General features: G+C 42.5%; 17 protein-coding genes. 12 read left to right on the forward strand and 5 right to left on the reverse strand.

Annotation, left to right across the window (positions count from 1 at the left end; translation table 11 throughout):
* The first annotated feature begins 1 nt into the window (after position 1).
* From paaK to paaY, 3 genes are all read left to right on the forward strand, one after another.
* Entirely contained in the window at positions 2-1,312 is a 1,311-nt protein-coding gene (paaK, locus tag PSF09_RS15540; RefSeq protein WP_272684113.1) for a phenylacetate--CoA ligase PaaK, read from the forward strand.
* 150 nt (positions 1,313-1,462) lie between these two features.
* Positions 1,463-2,401 (forward strand): phenylacetic acid degradation operon negative regulatory protein PaaX, encoded by a 939-nt coding sequence (gene paaX, locus PSF09_RS15545; RefSeq protein WP_210838528.1) that lies wholly within the window; start codon positions 1,463-1,465, stop codon positions 2,399-2,401.
* A gap of 21 nt (positions 2,402-2,422) precedes the next feature.
* Positions 2,423-3,016, forward strand: coding sequence for a phenylacetic acid degradation protein PaaY (gene paaY / locus PSF09_RS15550; RefSeq protein WP_210838526.1), 594 nt, complete (start codon positions 2,423-2,425; stop codon positions 3,014-3,016).
* Positions 3,017-3,053: 37 nt separating this feature from the next.
* On the opposite strand, the gene PSF09_RS15555 is transcribed toward paaY, so the two are convergent.
* The 4 genes from PSF09_RS15555 to PSF09_RS15570 form a co-directional block, all read right to left on the reverse strand.
* Positions 3,054-4,577, reverse strand: coding sequence for a DHA2 family efflux MFS transporter permease subunit (locus PSF09_RS15555; RefSeq protein WP_210838524.1), 1,524 nt, complete (start codon positions 4,575-4,577; stop codon positions 3,054-3,056).
* Positions 4,578-4,593: 16 nt separating this feature from the next.
* Positions 4,594-5,766, reverse strand: coding sequence for a multidrug efflux MFS transporter periplasmic adaptor subunit EmrA (emrA, locus tag PSF09_RS15560; protein ID WP_272666133.1), 1,173 nt, complete (start codon positions 5,764-5,766; stop codon positions 4,594-4,596).
* Positions 5,767-6,253: 487 nt separating this feature from the next.
* Positions 6,254-9,340, reverse strand: coding sequence for an efflux RND transporter permease subunit (locus PSF09_RS15565; protein ID WP_272684114.1), 3,087 nt, complete (start codon positions 9,338-9,340; stop codon positions 6,254-6,256).
* Positions 9,337-10,431 (reverse strand): efflux RND transporter periplasmic adaptor subunit, encoded by a 1,095-nt coding sequence (locus PSF09_RS15570; RefSeq protein WP_272684115.1) that lies wholly within the window; start codon positions 10,429-10,431, stop codon positions 9,337-9,339. The genes PSF09_RS15565 and PSF09_RS15570 overlap by 4 nt, the downstream gene beginning before the upstream one ends.
* A gap of 262 nt (positions 10,432-10,693) precedes the next feature.
* On the opposite strand from PSF09_RS15570, the gene PSF09_RS15575 reads away from it, so the two are divergent.
* On the forward strand, positions 10,694-12,751 hold the full coding sequence (locus PSF09_RS15575; protein ID WP_272684116.1) for a TonB-dependent receptor domain-containing protein: 2,058 nt from the start codon (positions 10,694-10,696) through the stop codon (positions 12,749-12,751).
* Positions 12,752-12,812: 61 nt separating this feature from the next.
* On the forward strand, positions 12,813-13,670 hold the full coding sequence (locus tag PSF09_RS15580) for an alpha/beta hydrolase (protein ID WP_272684117.1): 858 nt from the start codon (positions 12,813-12,815) through the stop codon (positions 13,668-13,670).
* A 2-nt stretch (positions 13,671-13,672) separates the two neighbouring features.
* Here PSF09_RS15580 and PSF09_RS15585 read toward each other — a convergent pair whose 3' ends face one another.
* On the reverse strand, positions 13,673-14,605 hold the full coding sequence (locus tag PSF09_RS15585; protein ID WP_109912354.1) for a LysR substrate-binding domain-containing protein: 933 nt from the start codon (positions 14,603-14,605) through the stop codon (positions 13,673-13,675).
* Positions 14,606-15,202: 597 nt separating this feature from the next.
* On the opposite strand from PSF09_RS15585, the gene PSF09_RS15590 reads away from it, so the two are divergent.
* From PSF09_RS15590 to PSF09_RS15620, 7 genes are all read left to right on the forward strand, one after another.
* The gene (locus PSF09_RS15590) at positions 15,203-15,808 is read left to right on the forward strand and encodes an ankyrin repeat domain-containing protein (protein ID WP_272666142.1); all 606 of its coding nucleotides are present in this window, start codon (positions 15,203-15,205) and stop codon (positions 15,806-15,808) included.
* Between the two features lie 35 nt (positions 15,809-15,843).
* Positions 15,844-16,767, forward strand: coding sequence for a DUF2877 domain-containing protein (locus PSF09_RS15595; protein WP_272684118.1), 924 nt, complete (start codon positions 15,844-15,846; stop codon positions 16,765-16,767).
* Positions 16,757-18,307, forward strand: coding sequence for an acyl-CoA synthetase FdrA (gene fdrA, locus PSF09_RS15600; protein ID WP_272666145.1), 1,551 nt, complete (start codon positions 16,757-16,759; stop codon positions 18,305-18,307). Before PSF09_RS15595 ends, fdrA begins: the two co-directional genes overlap by 11 nt.
* A complete protein-coding gene (locus PSF09_RS15605) occupies positions 18,307-19,722 on the forward strand; it encodes a DUF1116 domain-containing protein (protein WP_109912345.1) in 1,416 nt (471 codons plus the stop codon). Before fdrA ends, PSF09_RS15605 begins: the two co-directional genes overlap by 1 nt.
* Positions 19,723-19,989: 267 nt before the next feature.
* Entirely contained in the window at positions 19,990-21,552 is a 1,563-nt protein-coding gene (locus tag PSF09_RS15610) for a xanthine permease (RefSeq protein ID WP_272666147.1), read from the forward strand.
* A gap of 76 nt (positions 21,553-21,628) precedes the next feature.
* Positions 21,629-22,579, forward strand: coding sequence for a carbamate kinase family protein (locus tag PSF09_RS15615; RefSeq protein WP_272684119.1), 951 nt, complete (start codon positions 21,629-21,631; stop codon positions 22,577-22,579).
* A 141-nt stretch (positions 22,580-22,720) separates the two neighbouring features.
* Positions 22,721-24,109: an amidohydrolase family protein gene (locus tag PSF09_RS15620; protein ID WP_272684120.1), complete on the forward strand. Its 1,389-nt coding sequence runs from the start codon at positions 22,721-22,723 to the stop codon at positions 24,107-24,109.
* Positions 24,110-24,167 lie beyond the last annotated feature (58 nt).

Genomic DNA, 24,167 nt, shown 5'->3' on the forward strand with positions numbered 1-24,167 from the left:
TATGAGCAATATACAAGATAGCGTCGACCCAATTGAATTTGCATCGCGGGATGAAATCGAGTCTTTACAGTACTCTCGAATGAAGTGGACACTCACTCACGCCTATGAAAATGTCCCCATGTATCGCAAAAAATTCGATGATGCAGGGGTCCACCCTGACGATTTCAAACAACTGAGTGATATCGAAAAATTCCCTTACACGACCAAACAGGATTTACGTGAAAACTACCCATTTAGCACCTTTGCCGTGCCAATGGACCAAATCATCCGTATTCATGCCTCTTCAGGAACAACTGGGCGCCCAACTGTGGTCGGTTACACCCAACGAGACATCGATAACTGGGCTGACCTGATTGCGCGTAGTTTACGTTCTGCAGGCACTGTCCGAGGCGATAAAGTCCACGTTGCTTACGGCTATGGTTTATTCACCGGAGGGCTAGGCGCCCACTATGGTGCAGAACGCCTAGGAGCCGCAGTCATTCCTATGTCAGGCGGGCAAACTGAAAAACAAGCACAACTGATCGCTGATTTCAAACCCGATGTGATCATGGTAACACCCTCTTACTGCTTGAGTATTATTGATGAGCTAGAAAAAATCATGGGTGGAGACGCTAGTAAGTGCTCACTTAGATTGGGTGTCTTTGGTGCTGAACCTTGGACTGAATCCCTCAGAACAGAAATTGAAACCCGCCTTGGTATCAAAGCATTAGATATTTACGGCTTATCTGAAGTGATGGGGCCCGGTGTCGCTATGGAGTGCGCGGACTCAGGAGAGAGTGGCCCAACTATCTGGGAAGACCATTTTTATCCAGAAATTATTTCCCCCAATACCTTAAAAACATTAGGAGCGGGTGAGCATGGTGAGTTAGTGTTTACTACCCTGACAAAAGAAGCCATGCCTGTGATTCGTTACCGAACTCGCGACCTTACCCACCTGATGCAGGGGGTCAATCGTAACATGCGTCGAATTGGTAAAATCACCGGACGTTCCGATGACATGATGATTATTCGTGGCGTGAATGTGTTTCCTTCTCAAATTGAAGAACAAATCATGCAATTTAAGGAGCTTTCCCCTCATTACCAATTAGAAATTGGTCGCCAAGGCAATATGGACAACTTATCTGTTCGTGTTGAGCTCAAACACCCTGAACAGCTCACTTATGATGAACGCTGTAATATCTGCCACCATTTAAAGCATCGAATCAAATCGATGGTGGGTATTAGCACCCGTATTAGTATTGTAAATTGTGGTGATATCCCACGTTCTCAAGGTAAAGCCGAACGGGTAATTGATACTAGAATAGCGATTTAATTCAATTTATTAAGGCATATTGGAATGAACGACTCTGATATGCCTTAATCTCTGAAATCGTGCGAAAACAGGTAATGGAAGACAACCTTTAAATTTATGTCTACTATTCAGTAAGCCTTCTGATACATAAATTTTATAGATGAAATATAAATGGAAAATAAACTTAACCAGTTCATACAACATGCAATAGCAAGCCAACCCATTAGTGGTACGTCTCTAATTAGCTCACTCTATGGTGATGCTTTGCATCATCGTGGTGGTGAAGTGTGGCTAGGAAGCTTAACTAAACTGTTAGAACCGATGGGTTTTACTGACCGCTTTGTCCGAACTTCCGTTTTCCGCTTACAGAAAGAAGGTTGGCTTGATGTCGAAAAAATTGGCCGTCGCAGCTATTACCGTATTTCTGAGCGCGGGCAAAGTCGCTTTCGCCGTGCAGAAAATAAAATTTACCTCGCAGGGCAGCCTGATTGGGATGGTAAATGGGATTTACTACTCCTTGAAACAGCGGATAAAGACGAAAAGATCAGGTTAAAAAAGGAACTGAGCTGGCTCGGTTTCGGGCAATTTAATACGTCACTCATGGCAGCACCCAGTTGCGCACAAAGTGATGTACCGACACTACTCAATGAACTTAATGCCACTGAAAATGCCATCTATTTTCACGCAGATTACCCCTATAGCCGATCAGAAAAAAACCTCAAAGAACTGGTTTCTCATGCTTGGTCTTTGCAAGATATTTCAGAACATTATCATCAGTTTATATCATTATTTAGGCCTCTCGCGTTACTTCTTAAAGAAAGCACAGCAGCACAAATTTCCCCTGAACACTGTTTTCAGCTACGTTTACTACTGATTCACTTTTACCGCCGTGTCACGCTTAAAGACCCGTTATTACCTGATGAACTCCTTCCTACACAATGGGAAGGTCATATTGCACGCCATCTTTGTACCAACATTTATCAACGTATCGACCAAGCCGCAACTCAGTATGTTTCTGAACAATGCGAAACCACTGTCGGGGAGCTTCCTCAACCATCAAGCGCTTATTATCGCCGCTTTGGTGGAGTGCTCAGAGATATAGCCGCCTAAACACACATTACAGGAGCCGGTATGCCTTTTTATCAAATCGATGGTATTACGCCCGTCGTCAGCCCTGAAAGTTTTGTCCACCCTACTGCGGTGGTGATTGGTGATGTCATTATTGGCAAAAATGTTTATATTGGCCCAAACGCCAGCTTACGTGGGGACTTTGGTCGCTTAATCATTAAAGATGGCGCCAATGTGCAGGATAACTGTGTCATGCATGGCTTCCCGCAATTTGACACCATTATTGAAGAAAATGGTCATATCGGCCATGGTGCTATCTTACATGGCTGCCACATTAAGCGTAATGCCTTAGTCGGGATGAACAGTGTGATTATGGATGGCGCTATTATTGGCGAAAACTCTATCGTCGGTGCTTGTGCCTTCATCAAAGCCGAAGCGATATTCTCCGATAATAGCCTTATCGTGGGTACGCCTGCAAAAGTACTTCGCACCTTATCAGAAAAAGAAATTGCCTGGAAAACCAGCGGAACCAAAGATTATCAAAACTTAGTCACGCGCTGTTTAAACACCTTTAAAGAAGTCGAGCCACTCAAAGAAATCGAAACTAACCGACCAGTCTTGAGTTTTGAGAATGTAATTCCTAAATCCCAGCTATAAGCTTGGTGGGGCTAAAATACTTAGCCCCAGCCACCAATTATTTCGCTTTGCTGCCAAATGGCGGCTTAGCAAACCAAACAGTAATAATTAGCGCAATAAACACCCAACCACACAACCAGAAAATCTCATTTGCAGCAATAATTAACCCTTGGCTCGTAATTTGCTGAGCAATAAACCCGGAAGTCTGTTCGGTACTCAATCCATGAGTCGCCATTTCTTGATACATCCCTAGGGATTCAGGATTATAATCGGTAATAAATTCCGTTAACTGGCTATGGTGCACGGCTTCTCTATCGCTCCACAGCGTTGTGGTAATTGAGGTACCGATTGACCCCGCTAACGTACGGAAAAAGTTAGCTAAACTCGATGCCGAAGCCAATTTTTCTGGCGGTAAACCTGAAAGGGTTAATGTGGTCAGTGGCATAAAGAAGCAAGCTACTGCCATTCCTTGTACCAATTGTGGCCAAACTACAGCAGAAAAGCCCATGCTCGGTTCAAAAGTATATGCACGCCAGAAGAAACAAATCGCATAAAATACAAAGCTAAAGGTCACTATCCAGCGGATATCGAGAAAATCGGATAATTTTGCCACTGGAGCCGAAAACAACACTGGCAATAAGCCTATGGGCGCCAATGCGAGCCCAGCCCATGTTGCTGTATAGCCATAAACTTCCTGCAAAAGTTGCGGCAACAAGACAATAGCGCCGAAATAGGCCATATACGCTAAACTGACAGAAATCGTTCCAATGGTAAAATTGCGCGATTTAAATAACGATAATTCGACAATTGGGTTTTTATCTGTGAGTTCCCAAATAACGAGGAATACCAACGCAATAGCTGAAACAACGGCTAAGATGACAATTTCATTAGATGCCAACCATCCCAGCTCCTTACCTTTGTCGAGCAAAACTTGTAAGCAACCCACTCCCACTGAAAGCAGCGCCAAGCCAATCACATTGAATGGCACTTTCACAACCTTGGACTCCATCCCTTTGAAGATAATAGAGCCGACGATAATGACAAAAATTCCCAAAGGCACATTCATAAAGAATATCCAGCCCCAATGGAAATTATCACTAATATAGCCACCAAAAATAGGACCGAATACTGGGGCTAAAATAATGGTCATCGACCAAAACGCTAACGCCATGTTTTGCATTTTTGGTGGATAGCAACGCATGATAAGGCTTTGCGAAAGAGGGATCACCGGCCCTGCGACGGCACCTTGCAATACGCGGTATAAAATTAGCATACCCAGGCTATCTGAAAAGCCACAAAGTAATGAAAATAAGGTGAAAAGCGCCGTTGCCCATAAGAAAACACGGATTTCACCAAAGCGCTTCGCTAAGTAACCTGAAATCGCAATAGAAATCGCATTCGATACGCCAAACGAGGTAATTACCCATGTTCCTTGTGACATGGAAACCCCGAGATTTCCCGCAATAGTCGGGATAGCCACGTTAGCAATCGTGGAATCAAGCACCTGCATGAAGGTCGCAAGGGACAACGCAATGGTTGCCCATACCAGTTTTGCACCCTTAAGTGGTTGAATATCTGCCACAACGGCTCCTTTCAAGCTAGTCTGCGTTATCGCTGATAATGGTGTCGATGATGTGGTCGACATCACTTAATTTTAAAACCAACACATCACTTTCAAATGCAGGTGCTGTACGCTGAACTTCCGCTAAAACAGGGCCGTTTTGATCTTTAATGTCTATCGTGACATTCATGGATAACCCAATGCGTAATGGGTGTTTTGCCACTTGTTCAGGGTCTAATTCAACACGTACAGGCAAACGCTGTACGACTTTAATCCAGTTCCCTGTCGCATTTTGGGCAGGCAATAATGAGAAAGCACTACCGGTTCCCATATCGAGCCCAACTACGGTACCGTTATAAACAATATCTGCCCCGTAAAAATCACTGTTGATGGTCACAGGTTGTCCAATACGGACTTTTTCTAGTTGGGTTTCTTTGAAGTTCGCATCAACCCAAACAGGCTGAACAGGCACGATCGCCATTAAAGAACTTTGCGGACTGACTTGAGAGCCGACTTGCACATTACGCCGTGAAACATATCCCGTCATTGGGCTTTTAATTTCAGTACGTTGTAAGTTTATCCATGCACTGCGTACGCTATCAGCGGCTTGCTGAATTGCAGGTTGTTTTTTGAGCTCTGTATTACGCAACAATGCACGGTTGGCATTATATTGTTGAATAGAAATATCCAGAGCCGCTTGCGCAAGTTGCACGGCTTCTTGGGCGTGCTGCAGGTCTTCCTTCGAAATGGTACCACTGCGGCCTAAAGCCACACGACGTTGATAATCTTTTTGCGCTTGCGCAAGTGTCACCCGGTTTTTTTGAATTTGCGCTTGATACTCATCACCATTGATATACAGTTCTTTGGTTTTGCGTACGGTGGTCGCTAAATCATGTTTGGCTTGTTCAAATGCCAACCGCGCATTCGTGTTATCCAATACAACCAATACATCCCCCGCCTTTACCAAGTCAGTATTTTCAAAATTAACTTGAGTGACATTACCTGTTGTTTGCGCAATTATCGGGATCTGTAAGCCAGATACATAAGCATCATCGGTATATTCTTGAAAGCGTAAAACTAAAAACCAATAAACACCGTAGGCGACAAATAATAGAATAATAATTATTGTGGCTATCACTATCCATATTGTTCTACGTTTTTCATTAGTCGTTTTTTGATTATGTGTTTCTGAATGGGTTTCTTGACTCATAATAACTCTCAAGGTCTGAAATCAATATTAATTCTCCCTCTATATTTACGAAGTATATGTAATAAAGCAATAGTTAATAATTTACAATTAAATTAATTCCAACAAAAAAATTAATTCATTGATATAAAACAAGTCATTAAAGGAAATTAGAGTTCAGCATTAGATTAATTTTTATTATCAAAACAATGAAATTCATTCTTAATTAGATTAACGATAAAAATTAATGAAATAGTTAAAATGATATTTATTATGATAAAAATTCCGTAACTCAATTATTGATATTCTTTTTTTGATTAAATATTTCTATTTATTAGACCATATTTATGATTTATTAATTTGTAATTCTTAATTTTAATTTGAAGCCATGCGAGTAAAGTTAGCTCTCGATTAATCAATTAAATATGGGCTTAACACAAAGTGGCAAAATTACGCTTTTATCCCGCTTTATCAACAATCTCTGCTGGCCTTTCGGCCAGCTTTTATCTCTTTACCAATGCTTAGTATTGCGGTCTTCTTGTGTCACTGAAGTTAATTTGGCAAGCTGAGGTAATAATTTATGTTTTAAATCATCCATCAAGCTATAAATCACAGGGACAAATAACAAGCTAAGGATAGTGGAACTTAGTAAGCCGCCAATCACAGCAATAGCCATAGGGGCTCGAAACCCGGCGTCTGCACCGCTGGTTAACACTAATGGGATCATCCCTGCAATCATGGCAAAGGTTGTCATAATGATGGGGCGAACACGCTCTTGCCCTGCCTCAATAATGGCTTTTTCACGCACCATACCTGAACGTTGTTTTTCAAGAATGAATTCCACCAGCAAAATCGAGTTTTTTGTCACAATTCCCATCAACATTAAAATACCAATAATGACAGGTAAATCGATCATCGCACCGTATAACACTAAAGCAATAATTGCGCCGCCAATCGAAAAGGGTAAAGCAACCAGTATGGTAATCGGCTGGATAAAATCTTTAAACAGCACAATTAAAATGGCGAAAACCAATAACACACTGAATACCATCGTGGTACCAAAACGTTCAAACATATCAATCATATATTCCATATCCCCATATTCTACTTGGGAAACACTGCGCGGAATTTGTTGATACTCAGGAAGTTGTGCCACAATATCTAACGCTTCCCCTAGTGTGAGCCCTTCCAAATTGGCTTCTATCGACATTTGTCTTTGACGATTTATTCGCTCAATCAGGGAAGGCCCATCACTGGAGTCAATATTAGCGACAGATTTGATCGGGACATTTTGGCCATTTTGGCTTCTTACATACAAATTATTCAGCACATCAATATTATGTTGCTGAGGTTCCGGTAAAATCACTTGTACGGCCAATTGCCTATCCGGCAAATTAAACTTAGCGCTACGTGAATTAGCCTCCCCCATGGTCGCAATACGTAGTGTGTCCGCAATCTCTTCCACACTGACACCCGTTCGACCAATGTCTACCTCATTAGGCTTAACAATCAATTCTTTACGTAATAATGGTTTCATAACTTGGACGTTTTTAAATCCGTCAATTTTTGCCATTGCATCACGCAATTTCTGCATCGACTTTTCGAGTTGCTCAGGGTCACTCCCTGTAAACATTAACGAAAACTCTTTGCCACCATTACTGTTGCTGAAGGTATAGCGCGCATCCGTTTTTTGGCTTAACCACTCAGAGATAGCCAGTTCAAACTCCTTTTGGGAAAGTTTTCGCTCATTCGGCTCGGTGAGGGTTAAAATCATCATTCCTTTGTGCTGAGCAACGCCCTCTGAATCATCGGCAATCCCTGCAATCGTATAGGTCGATAAAATTTCCGGCCTATCTTTTAGCTGTTTAGCGATTTCATTAATTTTTTGTTGTGTTTGCTCCACAGAAGTTCCCGGTGGTAGCTCAATGTTAATTTGGCTAACACTGATATCCCCATCAGGCATAAAGCCGACCGGTAAAAAACGGGTGATCGCCACTGAGCCAATCAAAAAGCCCCCCGCTAACGTTGATGCTAACTTACGGTGTTTCAGTGTCATCAATAAAAAACGGGTATAACGCGCTATCCAATTTGGCATTTTAACGCCTTCATGAACACCTTTTTGTGGCAATAGTACATATGCCGCCATTAATGGTGTGACTAATCTTGCCACCAATAACGAAGACAACACAGCGGCAGAAACCGTAATACCAAATGGCACAAAATATTGCCCCACAAAGCCACCAATAAAGCTAACAGGTAAAAATACCGCAACAATCGTGAGCGTAATGGCGACAATCGCAAAGCCTATTGCATCAGAAGCTTTCAATGCGGCAAGATACGGCCGTTCACCATGTTCAATATATTTTTGGATATTCTCAATTTCAACAATAGCATCATCCACTAAGATGCCAATCACCAACGTCAGAGCCAATAATGTGATGCTATTTAAGCTGTAATCAAATAACAGCAAAATAAAAAAGGTGGGTAATATCGACAGAGGAAGTGCCACTGCTGCCACCAAAGTGGCTCGCCAGCTTTTCAAAAAGAAAAATACGATAATAACCGTTAAAAATGCCCCTTCTAGTAAGGTTTGAATAGTTAGCGTAAAACTCGATTCCGTGTATTTTACCGTTGATGAAACCAAGCTTATTTCAACATTTGAATTTGCTTTTTGCAGTTTTTCTAATGCGTGTGCGACACCTTGTGCCACCTGAGTATCACTGGAGCCTTTTGCACGATACACCGCAAACCCAACGACCTCTTTACCATTAAGTTGAGAAATAGATTTCACATTTTTATGGCCATCATAAATATTAGCAATTTCCCCCAACCTGACTGATCTTTGGTTATTAATGGGTAACATGATGTTTTTAATATCATCTACCGCGTGTTTTTCCCCTAACACGCGAATGGTATGTTGTAGCGTATTGTACTTCGCATTTCCCCCAGCAGAGTTTTGATGATTATTTTTCAATACTTCATTGATGCTCGCTATCGATAACTGCATTGCTGCGAGTTTATTTGCGTCCGGTTCAATGCGAATAACTCGCTCTGTATCCCCTAATCGGCTGACCTTTTGTACTCCTGGAACAGTAATCAACTGCTTACTCACGGTGTCATCCACAAACCAAGACAAATCTGCGATAGATTCAGTTTCTGATGAAACGGCATAACGTAAAATCGCTCCACCTTCGACATCGATACGGTTAATTAGCGGCTCGTCGATTGTTTGCGGCAATTCCCCTCGAATTTGCCCTATTTGCTCTCGTACATCGTTAGTCGCGACATGGGCATCAACACTTAAATCAAATTCAATGGTTGTCGTCGTTGCACCTTCACTAATCGATGAGCTAATATGGCGGATACCGGGTATCCCAGAAACAGCGCGTTCAACCCGCTTGGTAACGGCATTTTCTAATTCTGTCGGTGATGAACCATCCTGTGTTACCGTTACCGTCACAATCGGAAAGGTGATCACCGGGTTTGCCGTCACGGGTAGCTGGTTAAAGGAAAATATCCCTGCAATTGTCAGGGCTAAAAAAATCACAATGGTGGGAATTGGGCGGGTAATCGCCCAAGATGACATTTGTAGTTTCATTGCGGTGCCCTTACTGGCACAACTTTATCATCTTCTGATAAAAAGGCCTGAGCATAAGTCACCACATCCAGATTGGTCTCTAATGGGCTTAATATTTCAACATTACCCTGCTGAATTTTACCTATTTGGACAGGTTGTTTGACTACGCGCCCATCATTTACCACACTAAAAATAAAACGCTGACCATCTGGTTCCGTGCGAATCGCACTATAAGGCAGTGATATATATTCACTAGGTGAATTTGTATAACGCATGGTGCCAGTTTCTCCCAGCCTCATCGATTTAATTGGGTCAGTCAGCGTCACTCTAATTTTCCCTAACTGGGTTAATGCCTCAATTTTCGGTGCTAAAAAACGAAATTTGCCCGAAACTGCTTTATTGTCGTGAATTTGGATAGTGACAGGATTGCTCCCCACAATACGAGCCAATTCTGATGGGTGTGCAAGCGCTTCGAACTCTAACTCATTATTTTCGATTAGTTTAAATAACAAAGCGTTATCCGATAACGTACCACTCATTGCATGGCGCTCACTGATAACACCAGCAACGGGTGCAATGATTTTTGCTTTATCTTCTTGGCTTTGTTCGCGCCTTAATTGCGCTTGCAATTGGCGTAACTCTGCACGACTTGCCGCTAATAGCGCATGTTGTGCAGCCGTTTCTGACTTAGCTTTATTAAAATCATTCGCAGAGATCACGCCCGTTTTGGCGAGCGGAGACAAACGCTGTAATTCACTTTGTGATTGGGCACTTAAAGCCTCTTGTTGCTTAATGTAAGCGGCTGCTTTATCAATTTCGGCTTTTAATTGTTGGACACCCGCGCTTTGAATTGGCGATTCTAGCGTCGCCAGTAATTGGCCTTTCTCCACCCATTCGCCTTCTTCCACGAATACCGCGGTCACGATTTGCTGTTGCAATGGAGAACCGATAGAAATTTCATTTCTCGCCACAAATTGACCTGGGAGGCTAACCACATCCGCAACCTTAATTTTTTGCGGATGAGTCACACTTAAGCGTATTTCCTCTGCTTGTACCCCATGAGCGACCATCATAATAAAACTGCATAAAATGGCTAAAAATGTGTATTTCATATAACTCAAATTTTTCTAGTGAATGTTGGCGCTAGAGTAAATTCATGCACCGCCAAACACCATAAACCAAAGTTAAACCTTAATTTTTCGTTAAGCTTGGCAAAAGTCGTAAAAGGGGAAAACATCGTAGGTGAAAATTCTTAGCTGAGATCAAATATTGCTCATAAATTAGCTAGCTCATTATTTATTTTTGATATGTTTTAGTGATAGTATTCGCAAACAATATAATTATCATTCTCATTTATATTTACTAGGGATAACTATGACTTCGCAATATCACTACACCCTTATTGCCGCCGGTGTTTGTGCGGCTTTATCTTCATTTAGTGCTACAGCAGCAGACAATAAAACAGATACCATGGTCGTCAGTGCATCAGGCTTCTCGCAACAACTGCGTGATGCCCCTGCTAGCGTGACCGTGATCAGTGCAGACCAATTACAAAATAAACCTGTCCGTGACCTCGCCGACGCCGTGAAAGACGTGGAAGGGGTGAGTATCGTTGGTGCTGCAAACAAACAAGATATTAATATCCGTGGCTTACCCGGCGAATACACGCTGATATTGGTCGATGGGCGCCGTCAAAACAGCCGTGAATCACGTCCAAATGGCAGCGGTGGCTTTGAAGCGGGCTTTATGCCACCTGTCGAAGCGATTGAACGCATCGAAGTGATCCGTGGGCCTATGTCCTCCCTGTATGGTTCCGATGCGATGGGTGGTGTTATCAATATCATCACTAAAAAAGTGACCAATGAATGGCACGGCAGCGTCACAACGGGTGCGATTATCCAAGAAAACAGTGATAGCGGTAATTCAACCGACGGTAATTTCTACCTGTCCGGTCCATTAATTCAAGATAAACTTGGTCTGCAATTGTATGGTGGTGGTGATTATCGCCAGGAAGATAAAATCGCTGATGGCCATCATAAAAAAGACAATAAAAGCTTAACAGCGAAACTGACTTTTACCCCAATGGAAAACCAAACTTTCTTATTAGAAGCGGGTAGAACCACGCAGGAAAGGGAGGAAAACCCAGGTAAGTCCCTTCCACTGACGACCGAAGTAAATCAGGTTGCAAGAGCAAATAAAAAATCAGAAATTCATAATGACCGGAACCATTTTGCTTTAACCTATAAAGGGGACTGGGATTCATTCAATACTGAGTTAAGTATTTACCAAGAAAACACGAAAAAAAGAACTAAAACTGAAATAAAAAATCCTACGACTAAAATTACAGAATACCGTTATGACGCACGAGTACCTGAAATTACCAATACTGTCGTTGATGGAAAAGTCGTAGCATTTTTACCAGACAATATCCTAACCGTCGGTGGACAATTTCAGCATGCAAAATTAAAAGACACCTCTGCAACAGGTTCATCAACAACTGAAAATGCAAAAATGACCGCGGAACAACACGCTTTCTTCTTAGAAAATGAGTTCACAGCAACAGAAAATCTGATATTAACCGGTGGACTACGTTTAGATCACCATGAGTCTTATGGCAATCATTGGAATCCTAGAGGTTATGCAGTTTATTATCTAACCGATGAAATTACCATTAAAGGGGGTATCTCCTCCGCTTTCCGTGCTCCAACATTACGTGAAGTTAGCGCTAATTATGGAACTTCAACAGAGAGAGGCGCAGGTATTATCTATGGTAACCCTGACTTAAAACCAGAAAAAAGTGTTAGTGAAGAAATCAGTATTGCCTATAACCATGAGTCGGGCTTTGATGCGAGCTTAACATTCTTCAATACTGATTTTAAAAATAAATTAACCAGTTATAACACCAATAAAGTAGATTCTATTACAGGCTTGAACCTTTATACCTATGATAATGTGGGTAAAGCTAATATTAAAGGGGTTGAAGTTGCTACTGGAATCCCAATAGGTCAAGACTGGAAACTCAGTTTGAACTATACCTACACGGATTCAGAACGCAAAAGTGATGAAGAAACTCTAAACAATAGTAATATTTCACTTAAAGGCTATCCATTGGATAAAACGCCAAAACACTTAGCCAATGCGAAGCTAGATTGGAACTTCAATGAAGACCTGACGTTGTATACCCGTGCTCACTATGAAGGCAAGCAAATCTGGGCTGCACAACGTAATGGGGCTTCTGTTCCACGTTACCGTAGCGGCTATACCACCATGGATGTGGGCGCAACCTATCAATTATTGAAAAATACTAAACTAAACTTTGCGGTATTAAATATTGGTAATGAAAAAGGCGATAAAATTGATGCTCAAGGTGGTGGTAACTGGGATGTTGAAGATGGACGCCGTTATTGGGCGAACGTAAACGTTAGCTTCTAATTAGCTCTAAGGGTGTGCCTGTTTCAGGTATACCCTCAAAACCCTTAAATAGACTCAATAAATGAATAAAATCATATTAAGTGGCATATTGCTGTGTATGACCAATTCCGCATTTTCCCGCCCAAGCCAGACTATTCCACCCTTGGATAAAACAGTCGGCCAATTTTATGATATCCAACAAACGGATATGACTTACGGTGACCGTGCGCTGCGCATTTACAGTGCAGTACCCTATAATGTCACCGCACAGCGCCCTATCCTGTATATGCTTGATGGTAATGGTTTATACCCCAAAGCGGTTAATCGCGCAGTTGAAAAGCTGCCAGCGGATAAACTACCGATTATTATTGGGATTGGTTACCCCATCGATGAAGCCTTTCCAAAAGCATGGCGTACTCACGACTATACTCCCCCTGTTGCGGGTGACGATTTTAAACAAGGGGGCGGTTCCCCTGCGCTATACCAGTTTTTAACTGACACTATTCGCCCATGGGCAGAACAACAGTTTCCTATTGATAAAAGCAAGCAAACCCTATTTGGCCATTCATTTGGTGGATTATTTACCTTGATGGCGTACCAACAACAACCGGATGATTTTCAGTTTTATGTTTCTGCCAGCCCGTCATTATGGTGGGGTAAAGGAAATATGGTGGATTTAGCGAAGCTGACAGCTAAACAAACGGCTTCCCCCCTGTTTGTGACTTTAGGCGGTTTAGAAGAGAGCCCTGATTTATCCAAACTGAGCGCTGAACAAGTGCAAAATTACCAAGCGCGCAAAAGTTGGATTAGCACACGCCAAGTTTGCACTGAGATTGCAAACCACCAAAGGCACTGTGAATTTAGGTTATTCGACGGCAAAAACCACGGTTCTGTGATCCCCGATGCTATCGATAAAGCCCTTGATGTCGCTAGCCAATAAGACTAATTGATGGGTTTTAGGAGATCGCTGTAGAGCTCTGCTAGAACCCCCTTTTCGCCAAATTCTTTACGGATCCACTGCGTCACAAGCCCAGTAGCTGAATGTTGTGTGGCTAATAGCATATGGGAATCTTGTCGTGGGTTCTGAATTTGTTTTGTTACCAACAAACCATGTTTAACATGGTCTTTGATCATGTAATCGGGTAAAAACCCAATCCCTTCACCTAATATCTGACACTGGCATTTAGTATTAAAATCAGGTACTTGAATGGCTTCTTGCCCATGTAACAGCCAACCCACCCGCTTATTAATGGTATGTGCGGTATCTTCCACCATAATATTGGGATAAAGGCGCAGCTGGCTCTCAGCGATGGGCTCTGGCATCAGTGCCAATGGGTGTGTGGCAGCGATAGCAAATTGCCAGTGAATCGCACCGATTTCAGTGTAGTCAATTCCACCGCCATCCATCAACGTACCCGGAGCACCAATCGCAATATCTGCATGGTTATTAATAATGGCATCCCAAACCCCATTATACACCTCTGTTGTCACAGTGATGTGGCAGGTAGCAAACTGTTTTTTTAATATTTGCAATAACTTAGCGGTATGATACGGCGTATATAATAACTGATTAATACAGATACGTACCCGCGCTTCAATCCCTTGCTCAATGGAATAAATACTTTTTTGAATAGAATGGAAATTATTGAGCAAGTCGGTTGCTTTGCGATAAAAATAATACCCTGCTTCTGTGAGTTCAATATTACGGGTATTACGAATAAATAACGCGACATCTAAATAGGTTTCAATACGTTTGATGGTATAGCTCACCGCAGAGGTGGTCACGCCTAATTCTTCCGCTGCTTTACTAAAACTCGCAAACTTCGCCGCTGTTGTGTAAGTCAGTAAGTTTTCTTCCGTAAAAATTGAGTTCATACCCACCGCCAAAAATGTTTAAAATTTAGACAAATCATGTTTTTATGTGAATAAAATTCAATAACGTAAAAATCAGATTATTTTTCGAGCATATTTTTATAGCTTAACAGAATTATTAACAACTGGAATAGATTAAATTTGATATGCATTTTTCCCAAGTAAAAACCCTACCTTTAACGTCACTATTAATATTCGAAATACCTAATATTATTGAATTAAATAGACAAACTAAGTATTAACATTCGATACAGCCGCGATCAATAAAATTACAAATTTAACAAATTAAAAACTTCCAATTTGATGTCTATCACAGAACTGAGTAAATCATGGTTTTCGATTTTAATTAACAAAAAAAATCACACAGTTTGGGCCACAAAATAGCCGTAAATCATCAAAAAACGCTAAAAAAGGATGCTCACACGCACAAAAAAGGTGGATTATTGAATTAAATTCAACAATCAAACGCCTCATTGATGAATTAAATTTAAATGGATTCTTTTTATTAATGACAATTGCTATGCTCTAACCATCATAAATAATCTTTAAATTGTCTTTATCTATGTTGGTGATAGCAATAAACCAACCTAAGGGGAAATGATGATAGCCAGTACTCTCGCTCACGATTTTTTAACCGCAGCTGAACAAGGGCAATTAGAGTTATTAAAAAGTTGTCTCGAAAAAGGTGTGGATATTAATATCACTAACCGCCAAGGTCGTACTGCGATTGTTAATGCAAGCCTAAACAAACATTATGAATGTGTCTCTTTCCTCATTAATGCAGGGGCCGATATTAATAAACAAGACCAAACTTGTTTTAACCCTTTTTTATTAAGCTGTCTTAATAATGACCTCACTTTATTACGCATTGTCTTACCTGCAAAACCAAATTTAGACTTATTAACCCGTTTTGGTGGCGTGGGAATTACACCAGCCAGCGAAAAAGGCCACGTGGAAATTGTTCGCGAACTACTTGAAAAAACCGATATTAATGTCAATCACACCAACTTTGTTGGTTGGACACCACTATTAGAAGCTATCGTGTTAAATGATGGCGGTGAAAAACAGCAGCAAATCGTTAAATTGCTATTAGACCACGGTGCGAACCCTCATATGACGGATAAATATGGTAAAAAACCATTAGAACTCGCACACGAAAAAGGCTACAGCGAGATTGCTGAGTTACTGATTGCAGCAGGGGCATAGCGAAATCATAGACTCTAAATAGGATAAGGAGGCATGTGAACGCATCCATATCTCATCGGCAAAGGTTATACGGGTTAACGGCTGATACACATTTTCTCAATCTGTTGCATCAGCCCTCCCCCCAAGGAACGATAGAACAAGTATTTAATAAAGCCATTAACTTTTCTATTGATAATGTACTTTATACATTGCTTTGTTCTCAGTTAGATAATGCTCCAAATAGTTGCCGATTAATCAATAAAGACTTTTCTCTTTTCGATATTAAAGATGGAGAGTCCATTAATTTATTAGATAAAGAAATATTGGTTGGTAATAATTATTTATTATCATTTTCTTTATGTAAAGAATGGCAACAACCAGTTATCAACTTTAATGATAACAAACTGAAAAAACCAAGTTATTTATTATATATCGAAAAACAAATAAGTAGTTTGGATTTAATCTTAACTGAAAATAAAAGCTCTCTATTTAAATATCAGGGAGACAATTTTTTTTATCTCTCTATGACGAAGCAATTGGTTCAATTACGCTCTGAATTGATTGAATCAATAATAAAAAAAAACAAAGAAAATATTATTTATGTGATCCGCCAGTTTGTTGGATTGGGTATCGGGCTAACTCCTTCAGGAGATGATTACTTAGTTGGGTTAATGGCATTTTTATTATTAATCGGTCATCCGGTTGCCACTTTTTACCCTGAATTTTTTAAGGGAATAACCCAAAGCCTAGGCCAAACGACACCAATCAGTGCCATCACATTAGAAAAAGCATTAAACCGAGAATATCGCGAAAATATGCAGCAATTAATTCAATCATTAGTTGATGCGAAAGAAACCAATATTTATCCACAATTTTTAGAGATTTTAAATATCGGGTCGAGTTCTGGCAGCGACATGCTATTTGGCTTGCGAGATGCCCTGTATATCACCCATTATTTCGGAGAAAACTATGTCGACTAAAGTTGTCATAAAAAAGAATACCTATTTTGATTCCGTATCACTGATGTCTATTTCGACAAAAGCCAATCAGCTCGACAATGTCGAACAAGCGTTTGTCGCGATGGCAACAGAGATGAACAAAGGCGTTTTACGTAATTTAGGGTTACTAACACCTGAATTAGAAGAGGCCAAAAATGGCGATTTAATGATTGTCATTAAAGGCCCAAGCGATGATGCTAACGAAGCCACATTAATTGCTATCGAAGAGTTATTTAATAAGAAAAACCAAGGTGGCGGGCAGCATGAAGCTAAATATGCCACTATTAATTCAGCGAAAACACATATCCCAGATGCCAACCTTGCCGTCATTTCAGTGAACGGTCAGTTTGCAGCCCGTGAAGCGCGCATTGCACTAGAAAATGACCTCAACGTTATGCTGTTTTCCGATAACGTCTCCATTGAAGATGAACTCGCGCTCAAACAGCTTGCTAGCAAGAAAGGCTTGCTGATGATGGGCCCAGACTGCGGAACTGCCATTATCAATGGAACTGCGCTGTGCTTTGGTAACGATGTACGCCGTGGCAGCATTGGTATCATCGGTGCATCCGGTACGGGTAGCCAAGAACTCAGCGTCCGTATTCACGAATTTGGTGCAGGTGTTTCTCAATTAATTGGTACTGGTGGTCGCGATTTAAGCGAAAAAATTGGCGGTATCATGATGATTGATGCACTAAAAATGCTCGATGCCGATGATGAAACCCAAGTTATCGCACTGATTTCTAAGCCACCAGCCCCTAGCGTAGCTAAAAAAGTGCTAGAGCAAGCGGAAAAATGCCATAAACCTGTTGTTGTGTGCTTCTTAGGTAGCCAACCACTGCCAGAAGACAAACCGGGTTTAACCTTCGCCCAAAGCACCAAAGAAGCGGCACTGAAAGCCGTTCTATTAACCGGTATTCGCAAAGAAGATTTAGATTTACACCCGCTCAATTTACCGCTAATTGATGAAGTTAGAGCCAAACTGAAGCCTGAGCAGAAATACATTCGTGGCTTATTCTGCGGTGGAACGCTATGTGATGAAGCGATGTTTGCCGCATTGGAAAAATATGATGATGTTTATAGCAATATTCAGCCAAACCCTGACTATCGCTTAAAAGATCTCAATAAAAGTATTGCACACACCTTCCTCGATTTTGGTGATGACGACTTTACCAACGGTAAACCTCATCCAATGATCGACCCAACCAACCGTATTGAACGTTTACTGCAAGAAGCTCGCGACCCTGAAGTGGGCGTGGTCATGATGGACTTTGTTTTAGGCTTTGGTTCTCATGAAGACCCTGTGGGTGTGATGATTGATGCGATTAAAGAAGCGAAGAACATCGCCAAACAAGATGGTCGTGAATTAGAAATTTTAGGCTATGTACTGGGCACTGACCAAGACACCCCATCGATGGATGCGCAAGTCAAAATGCTAACAGATGCTGGAGTCATCTGGGCAAGTAGCAGCACCAATACCGGTTTATTAGGGCGTGAGTTTGTATGGAAAGGGGAGAAAGCATAATGACTTCATTATTTAAGCAGCCATTAAATGTCATCAACGTTGGCATCGAAATGTTCAGTGATGATCTGAAAAAACAACATGTTCCGGTCACGCATTTAAACTGGACGCCTCCAGGACAAGGCAACGTTGCGGTTATTCGCGCCCTTGACCAAATTGAAGGTAATGCCGCACTACAAGAAAAAATTGCGGCTGCTAACGCCCAAGCCCTTGAGCGTATTATTCAATCTCAACCTGTGTTAATTGGTTACGACCAAGCGATTAATGTCGTTCCCGGTATGACCAAAAATACTATCCTGCACGCTGGCCCACCTGTCGCTTGGAAAGATATGTGTGGCGCAATGAAAGGTGCGGTGACTGGTGCGCTGGTTTTCGAAGGCTTGGCAAAAGATTTAGCCGATGCCGAGCGCGTTGCGGCTTCAGGTGAAATCATTTTCTCCCCTTGCCATGAACATGATTGTGTTGGCTCGATGGCTGGTGTCACTTCTGCATCGATGTTCATGCACATTGTTGAAAATAAAACCTATGGTAACCGCGCGTTTACTAACCTCAGTGAGCAAATGGCAAAAATTCTGCGCATGGGTGCCAACGACCAAAGCGTCATCGATCGTTTAAATTGGATGCGTGATGTTTTAGGCCCAATGCTACGCGACGCAATGAAAATCGTTGGTGAAATCGACCTACGCTTGATGCTTGCGCAAGCACTGCATATGGGTGATGAGTGTCATAACCGTAACAATGCAGGAACAACCTTACTTATCCAAGCGCTTACAACAGGGATCATTCAAACTGATTTCTCTGTTGCGCAACAAAAAGAAGTGTTTGATTTTGTTGCAAGCAGCGATTACTTCTCCGGACCAACGTGGATGGCGATGTGTAAAGCATCAATGGATGCGGCTCATGGCATCGAATACAGCACCGTTGTTACAACAATGGCACGTAATGGCTATGAATTTGGTTTACGTATCAGTGGGTTACCAGGTCAATGGTTCACAGGTCCTTCTCAGCAAGTTATCGGGCCAATGTTTGCGGGCTACAAACCAGAAGACTCTGGTTTAGATATCGGTGACTCCGCTATCACAGAAACCTACGGTATTGGTGGATTTGCGATGGCAACCGCACCGGCTATCGTGGCACTGGTTGGCGGTACAGTTGAAGAAGCGGTCGATTTCTCTCGCCAAATGCGTGAAATCACGTTAGGTGAAAACCCGAATGTTACTATTCCATTATTGGGCTTTATGGGTATCCCTACCGCCATTGATATCACAAAAGTTTCTGCCAGCGGCATTCTACCGGTTATCAACACCGCGATTGCCCATAAAGATGCAGGTATCGGTATGATTGGCGCAGGTATTGTTCACCCGCCGTTTGATTGCTTTGAAAAGGCCATGCTGTCTTACGCACAGAAATACGCTTAGTTTTCAGTAATAAAAAATAACGCCCGACTAAAGTTGGGCAATAAAAATAAAACGAATACCCTAATTATTCAGCAGCACAGATAAACTGCAACTTTGAATATCCTGATATACACCCTCTAGAGTGTATACCCTAAATAATTTGAGTTGCAGCAAGGCGGCAAGCGAGGATATCTCAGGGAGCATACACCAGTATGTGACCTGAGTAGCCGAGAACGGCCAACACAGCTGTGGCTCAAAGTATGACGGGTATACAGGGGAATACTTAAAATGAGTATATTCAAAATCAAGTGGAAACGTGGGGATTTGGCCGCCTACTTCGGCTTAATGACCAATAACCTAACCAACCTACTCACCATGATGGGCCTGTTAATTTTCGTTGTCGGCATCCCATCTGAAATTGTTTACGGCCGAATTGCGCCCGCCTTTGGTTTCGCTGTTTTACTTGCCAGTGTGAGCTATGCTTACTTTGGTCAGCAAATGATCAAGCAAACCGGGCGCAATGACGTCACCGCTTTACCATCAGGGCCGAGTGCGCCTTCTATCTTTACAGTGACGTTCTTAGTTATCATGCCGGTCTACCAAACCACACAGAATGCGGAATTTGCGATCCAAATCGCGCTGGTTTGGTGTTTTGTTGAATCGATGATCCTCGTCGGTGGTTCTTTCTTAGGTGAAACCATCCGTAAGATGATCCCTCGCACCGTACTGTTATCCTGTTTGTCTGGGTTAGGATTACTGTTACTGGCGATGAACCCAATGCTGCAAGCGTTTGAAGCACCAACGGTTTCATTCATTGTGCTGTTATTAATCTTCATTAACTGGTTTGGTAAAAAACCGATTTTTGCTCGTGTGCCAACTGGCTTATTACTACTGATTGCAGGTACGGTACTGGCATGGGTTTCAGGCCTACAAAGTGCTGAAGCTATCAAAGACTCAATGGCCTCTTTTGGCTTTAACCCACCGGGTATTCATATTGATAGTTTCTTCCAAGGCCTACCACACGCTCTGCCGTACTTAGCATCAGCGGTGCCACTGGGTTTAGCAAACTATATCTTCGACCTGGAAAATATCGAAAGTGCGCATGCTGCAGGTGATGAATACAATACGCGTAAAGTCATGTTAGCTAACGGTTTATCGTCTACAGTTGGCTGTTTTATGGGTAACCCATTCCCTGTCACTGTTTACGTAGGTCACGCAGGTTGGAAAGCCATGGGGGCAAGCGTGGGTTATACATTAGCGTCCGGTATCACTATGTTTATCGTACCACTATTCGGTATCGGTGCCTTCATGTTAGCTATCATTCCAATGACCGCTATCGTACCAATACTGGTGTTTATCGGGGTCGTCACCGCCAACCAAGTTGTGCGAGAAACACCAAAAATTGAAGTTCCCGTTATCTTTATCTGTCTATTCCCATGGATTGCTAACTGGGCATTGACGATGGTTAATAGTGTTATGGGCGCAGCAGGCACCTCTGCGAGTGCTATTGGGGTTGAAACCTTGCTACACAAAGGGGTTTATTACCAAGGTCTGGTTCATTTAGGTAACGGAGCACCTTTAGCCAGTATGCTGTGGGGCTGTATTGCTATCTTTGCTATCCTCAATCAACCACTGCGTGGAGCCATTGCTGCTGCCGCGGGAGCAATATTAGTATTCTTCGGAATTATTCACTCCCCAGCGGTCGGAATTGCTACTGGTTCAACCTTGATGTTTGTTTATGCATACCTCATGATGGCAGCTTTATTTGTACTCAAACACTTTTTAGACAGCCGGAAATCGGTGGAAGAACAACAAGCTGAAAAATCTGAGAAACTCAGTAAGTCAGTGTAACCAAGCCAACCTTTGATAGTAGGTGTGCGCTGTACACCTACTATCAGCTAAATCTCTGTCTCAGGAAACATTAACAATGAAAGAACTCGTGGTTGTTGCCATCGGGGGCAACAGTATTATCAAAGATAACAACAGCCAGTCTATCGAAGCTCAAGAAAAAGCCGTTCAAGAAGTTGCACACCACATTAGTGACATGCTTGAAGGCAATTACAACATTGTTTTGACCCATGGAAATGGACCTCAAGTTGGATTAGATTTGCGCCGTGCAGAGATTGCACACGAAACCGAAGGTTTACCTTTAACACCGCTGGCTAACTGTGTGGCAGATACTCAAGGTGGAATTGGCTATTTAGTTCAACAAGCTTTGACTAACGTCTTAGCAAAACGCCATAACCGCCAAGCGATTACGGTAGTGACGCAAGTTGAAGTAGATAAAAATGACCCAAACTTTAGCGCACCAACCAAGCCGATTGGGGCATTTTTTACAGAGCAACAGGCTCAGCAATTACAGCAAGAAAACCCAAACTGGCATTTTGTTGAAGACTCTGGCCGCGGTTACCGTCGTGTGGTGGCTTCCCCTGAACCAAAACGTGTCGTTGAATCACAAGCGATCCGCACCTTAACAGAACACAATTATGTGGTGGTTGCCGCAGGTGGCGGTGGTATTCCAGTCATTGATAACGGCAATGGTGGCTACAAAAGTGTTGATGCGGTGATTGATAAAGACCTATCAACAACCTTGTTGGCGAAAGAGCTCAATGCCGATATTTTAATTATCACCACTGGTGTCGAAAAAGTCTGCATTCACTTCGGCAAACCTGAACAAAAAGCACTTGGCGAAACCACCGCCAGCGACATGCAACGCTACATGGAAGAAGGTCATTTCCCTGCGGGTAGCATGTTACCGAAGATTGAAGCCAGCCTATCGTTTATTGCCAACGGCGGTAAACGAGTGATCATCACCACCCCTGAAAAACTACCAGAAGCCTTACGCGGTGAAACCGGAACCCATATTGTTCAAGGGTAAGTTTCTATAATCTGGATCATGCGAATTTTTTGTTAGTCGCAAACTGCAGTATCCCTCAGATCGTTTGATGACGATCTGGGTGGATACGTATCGCTTAATAACAGGAAATTCGGCAGTAAATGGATATCACTAGGAGTTTCTATGAAAGCAGAAAAATCATCCGGCAGAAGAGAGTTCCTTTCCACCAGTGCTAAAGTCGCCGCCGCTTGCACGTTATTCGGCGCGGTATCAGGCTTTGCCTCCGCCCAAAGCCAAGCTAGCCAAACAGCAGGCCAATCCAGTATCACGGATAAACATTATTACCTCGATGACGTGTTACTCGAAACGGGTTTTAATTACCATGATTCGACAGTCGTTGGTACCCAAACCGCCTTACATACCGTAGAAATCCGTGACGGTAAAATTGCGGCTGTTTTACCCAATAAACAACATGCAGATGGCACATTAAATGCCTATAGTGCGCAAGGCAAACTCATGCTACCGGCCTTTCGCGACATGCATATCCACCTCGATAAAACCTTCTATGGTGGGCCATGGCAGGCGCCACAGTCGCGTGAAGGTAAAACGATTATGGATATGATCGCGTTAGAGCAAAAATTGCTACCTGAATTACAACCTTTCACTGAAGAAAGAGCCAATGCGCTGATCGCGCTGATCCAATCCCAAGGATCAACCATTGCTCGAAGCCATTGTAATATCGAACCCGTTTCCGGCCTGAAAAATTTAGAAGCCTTACAAAAAGTGCTTGGAGAACACCAACAAGATCTAACTTGCGAAATCGTCGCCTTTCCACAACATGGTTTATTACATTCCAAGTCAGAAGGGTTAATGCGTGAAGCCATGCAAGCAGGTGCTCATTACGTTGGTGGTTTAGACCCAACCAATGTGGATAGCGCGATGGAAAAGTCTCTCGATTCGATGTTCCAAATTGCATTGGACTACAACAAAGGCGTGGATATTCATCTACATGAAACAAGTCCCGCAGGCGTTGCTGCTATCGATTATATGATTAAAACGGTAGATGAAAACCGCAGCTTGCGCGGTAAAGTGACCATCAGCCATGCCTTTGCATTGGCAACATTAAACCCTGAACAAGCAGAGAAAACGGCGAAACGATTGGCTGAGCAGCAAATCACTATCGCCTCAACCGTCCCGATTGGCACACTGCATATGCCACTGAAAACTCTAAATAAAAATGGGGTATTTGTGATGACCGGAACGGATAGCGTGATTGACCATTGGTCGCCCTTTGGCCTAGGTGACATGCTAGAAAAAGCCAATTTGTACGCGCAGCTCTACACTCGCCCTGATGAGTTATCACTGTCCCGTTCACTGGCTATCGCAACTGGTAATATTTTGCCGTTAGATGAAAAAGGCCAACAAGTGTGGCCAGCTAAAGGGGATGATGCCAGCTTTGTGCTGCTTGATGCATCTTGTTCCGCAGAGGCCGTCGCACGCATTTCACCACGTTATGCGACTTTCCATAAAGGAAAGCTTGCTCACGGAATAATGTCAAAGTCCGCCTCATAGTGATAAGTGATAAGTGATAAGTGATAAAAAAATAGCGCCTAATGGCGCTATTTCTCTA

Origin of the sequence: Providencia sp. PROV141, from assembly GCF_028481645.1 — a bacterium.
Lineage (GTDB): Bacteria > Pseudomonadota > Gammaproteobacteria > Enterobacterales > Enterobacteriaceae > Providencia > Providencia rettgeri.

Bases quoted from the DNA above. Each gene is read 5' to 3' on its own strand.
- paaX (WP_210838528.1), top strand. From the start codon at position 1,463: ATGGAAAATAAACTTAACCAGTTCATACAACATGCAATAGCAAGCCAA.
- PSF09_RS15570 (WP_272684115.1), bottom strand. From the start codon at position 10,431: ATGAAATACACATTTTTAGCCATTTTATGCAGTTTTATTATGATGGTC.
- emrA (WP_272666133.1), bottom strand. From the start codon at position 5,766: ATGAGTCAAGAAACCCATTCAGAAACACATAATCAAAAAACGACTAAT.
- PSF09_RS15610 (WP_272666147.1), top strand. From the start codon at position 19,990: ATGAGTATATTCAAAATCAAGTGGAAACGTGGGGATTTGGCCGCCTAC.
- PSF09_RS15580 (WP_272684117.1), top strand. From the start codon at position 12,813: ATGAATAAAATCATATTAAGTGGCATATTGCTGTGTATGACCAATTCC.
- PSF09_RS15620 (WP_272684120.1), top strand. From the start codon at position 22,721: ATGAAAGCAGAAAAATCATCCGGCAGAAGAGAGTTCCTTTCCACCAGT.
- paaY (WP_210838526.1), top strand. From the start codon at position 2,423: ATGCCTTTTTATCAAATCGATGGTATTACGCCCGTCGTCAGCCCTGAA.
- PSF09_RS15585 (WP_109912354.1), bottom strand. From the start codon at position 14,605: ATGAACTCAATTTTTACGGAAGAAAACTTACTGACTTACACAACAGCG.
- paaK (WP_272684113.1), top strand. From the start codon at position 2: ATGAGCAATATACAAGATAGCGTCGACCCAATTGAATTTGCATCGCGG.
- PSF09_RS15565 (WP_272684114.1), bottom strand. From the start codon at position 9,340: ATGAAACTACAAATGTCATCTTGGGCGATTACCCGCCCAATTCCCACC.
- fdrA (WP_272666145.1), top strand. From the start codon at position 16,757: ATGTCGACTAAAGTTGTCATAAAAAAGAATACCTATTTTGATTCCGTA.
- PSF09_RS15605 (WP_109912345.1), top strand. From the start codon at position 18,307: ATGACTTCATTATTTAAGCAGCCATTAAATGTCATCAACGTTGGCATC.
- PSF09_RS15575 (WP_272684116.1), top strand. From the start codon at position 10,694: ATGACTTCGCAATATCACTACACCCTTATTGCCGCCGGTGTTTGTGCG.
- PSF09_RS15615 (WP_272684119.1), top strand. From the start codon at position 21,629: ATGAAAGAACTCGTGGTTGTTGCCATCGGGGGCAACAGTATTATCAAA.
- PSF09_RS15590 (WP_272666142.1), top strand. From the start codon at position 15,203: ATGATAGCCAGTACTCTCGCTCACGATTTTTTAACCGCAGCTGAACAA.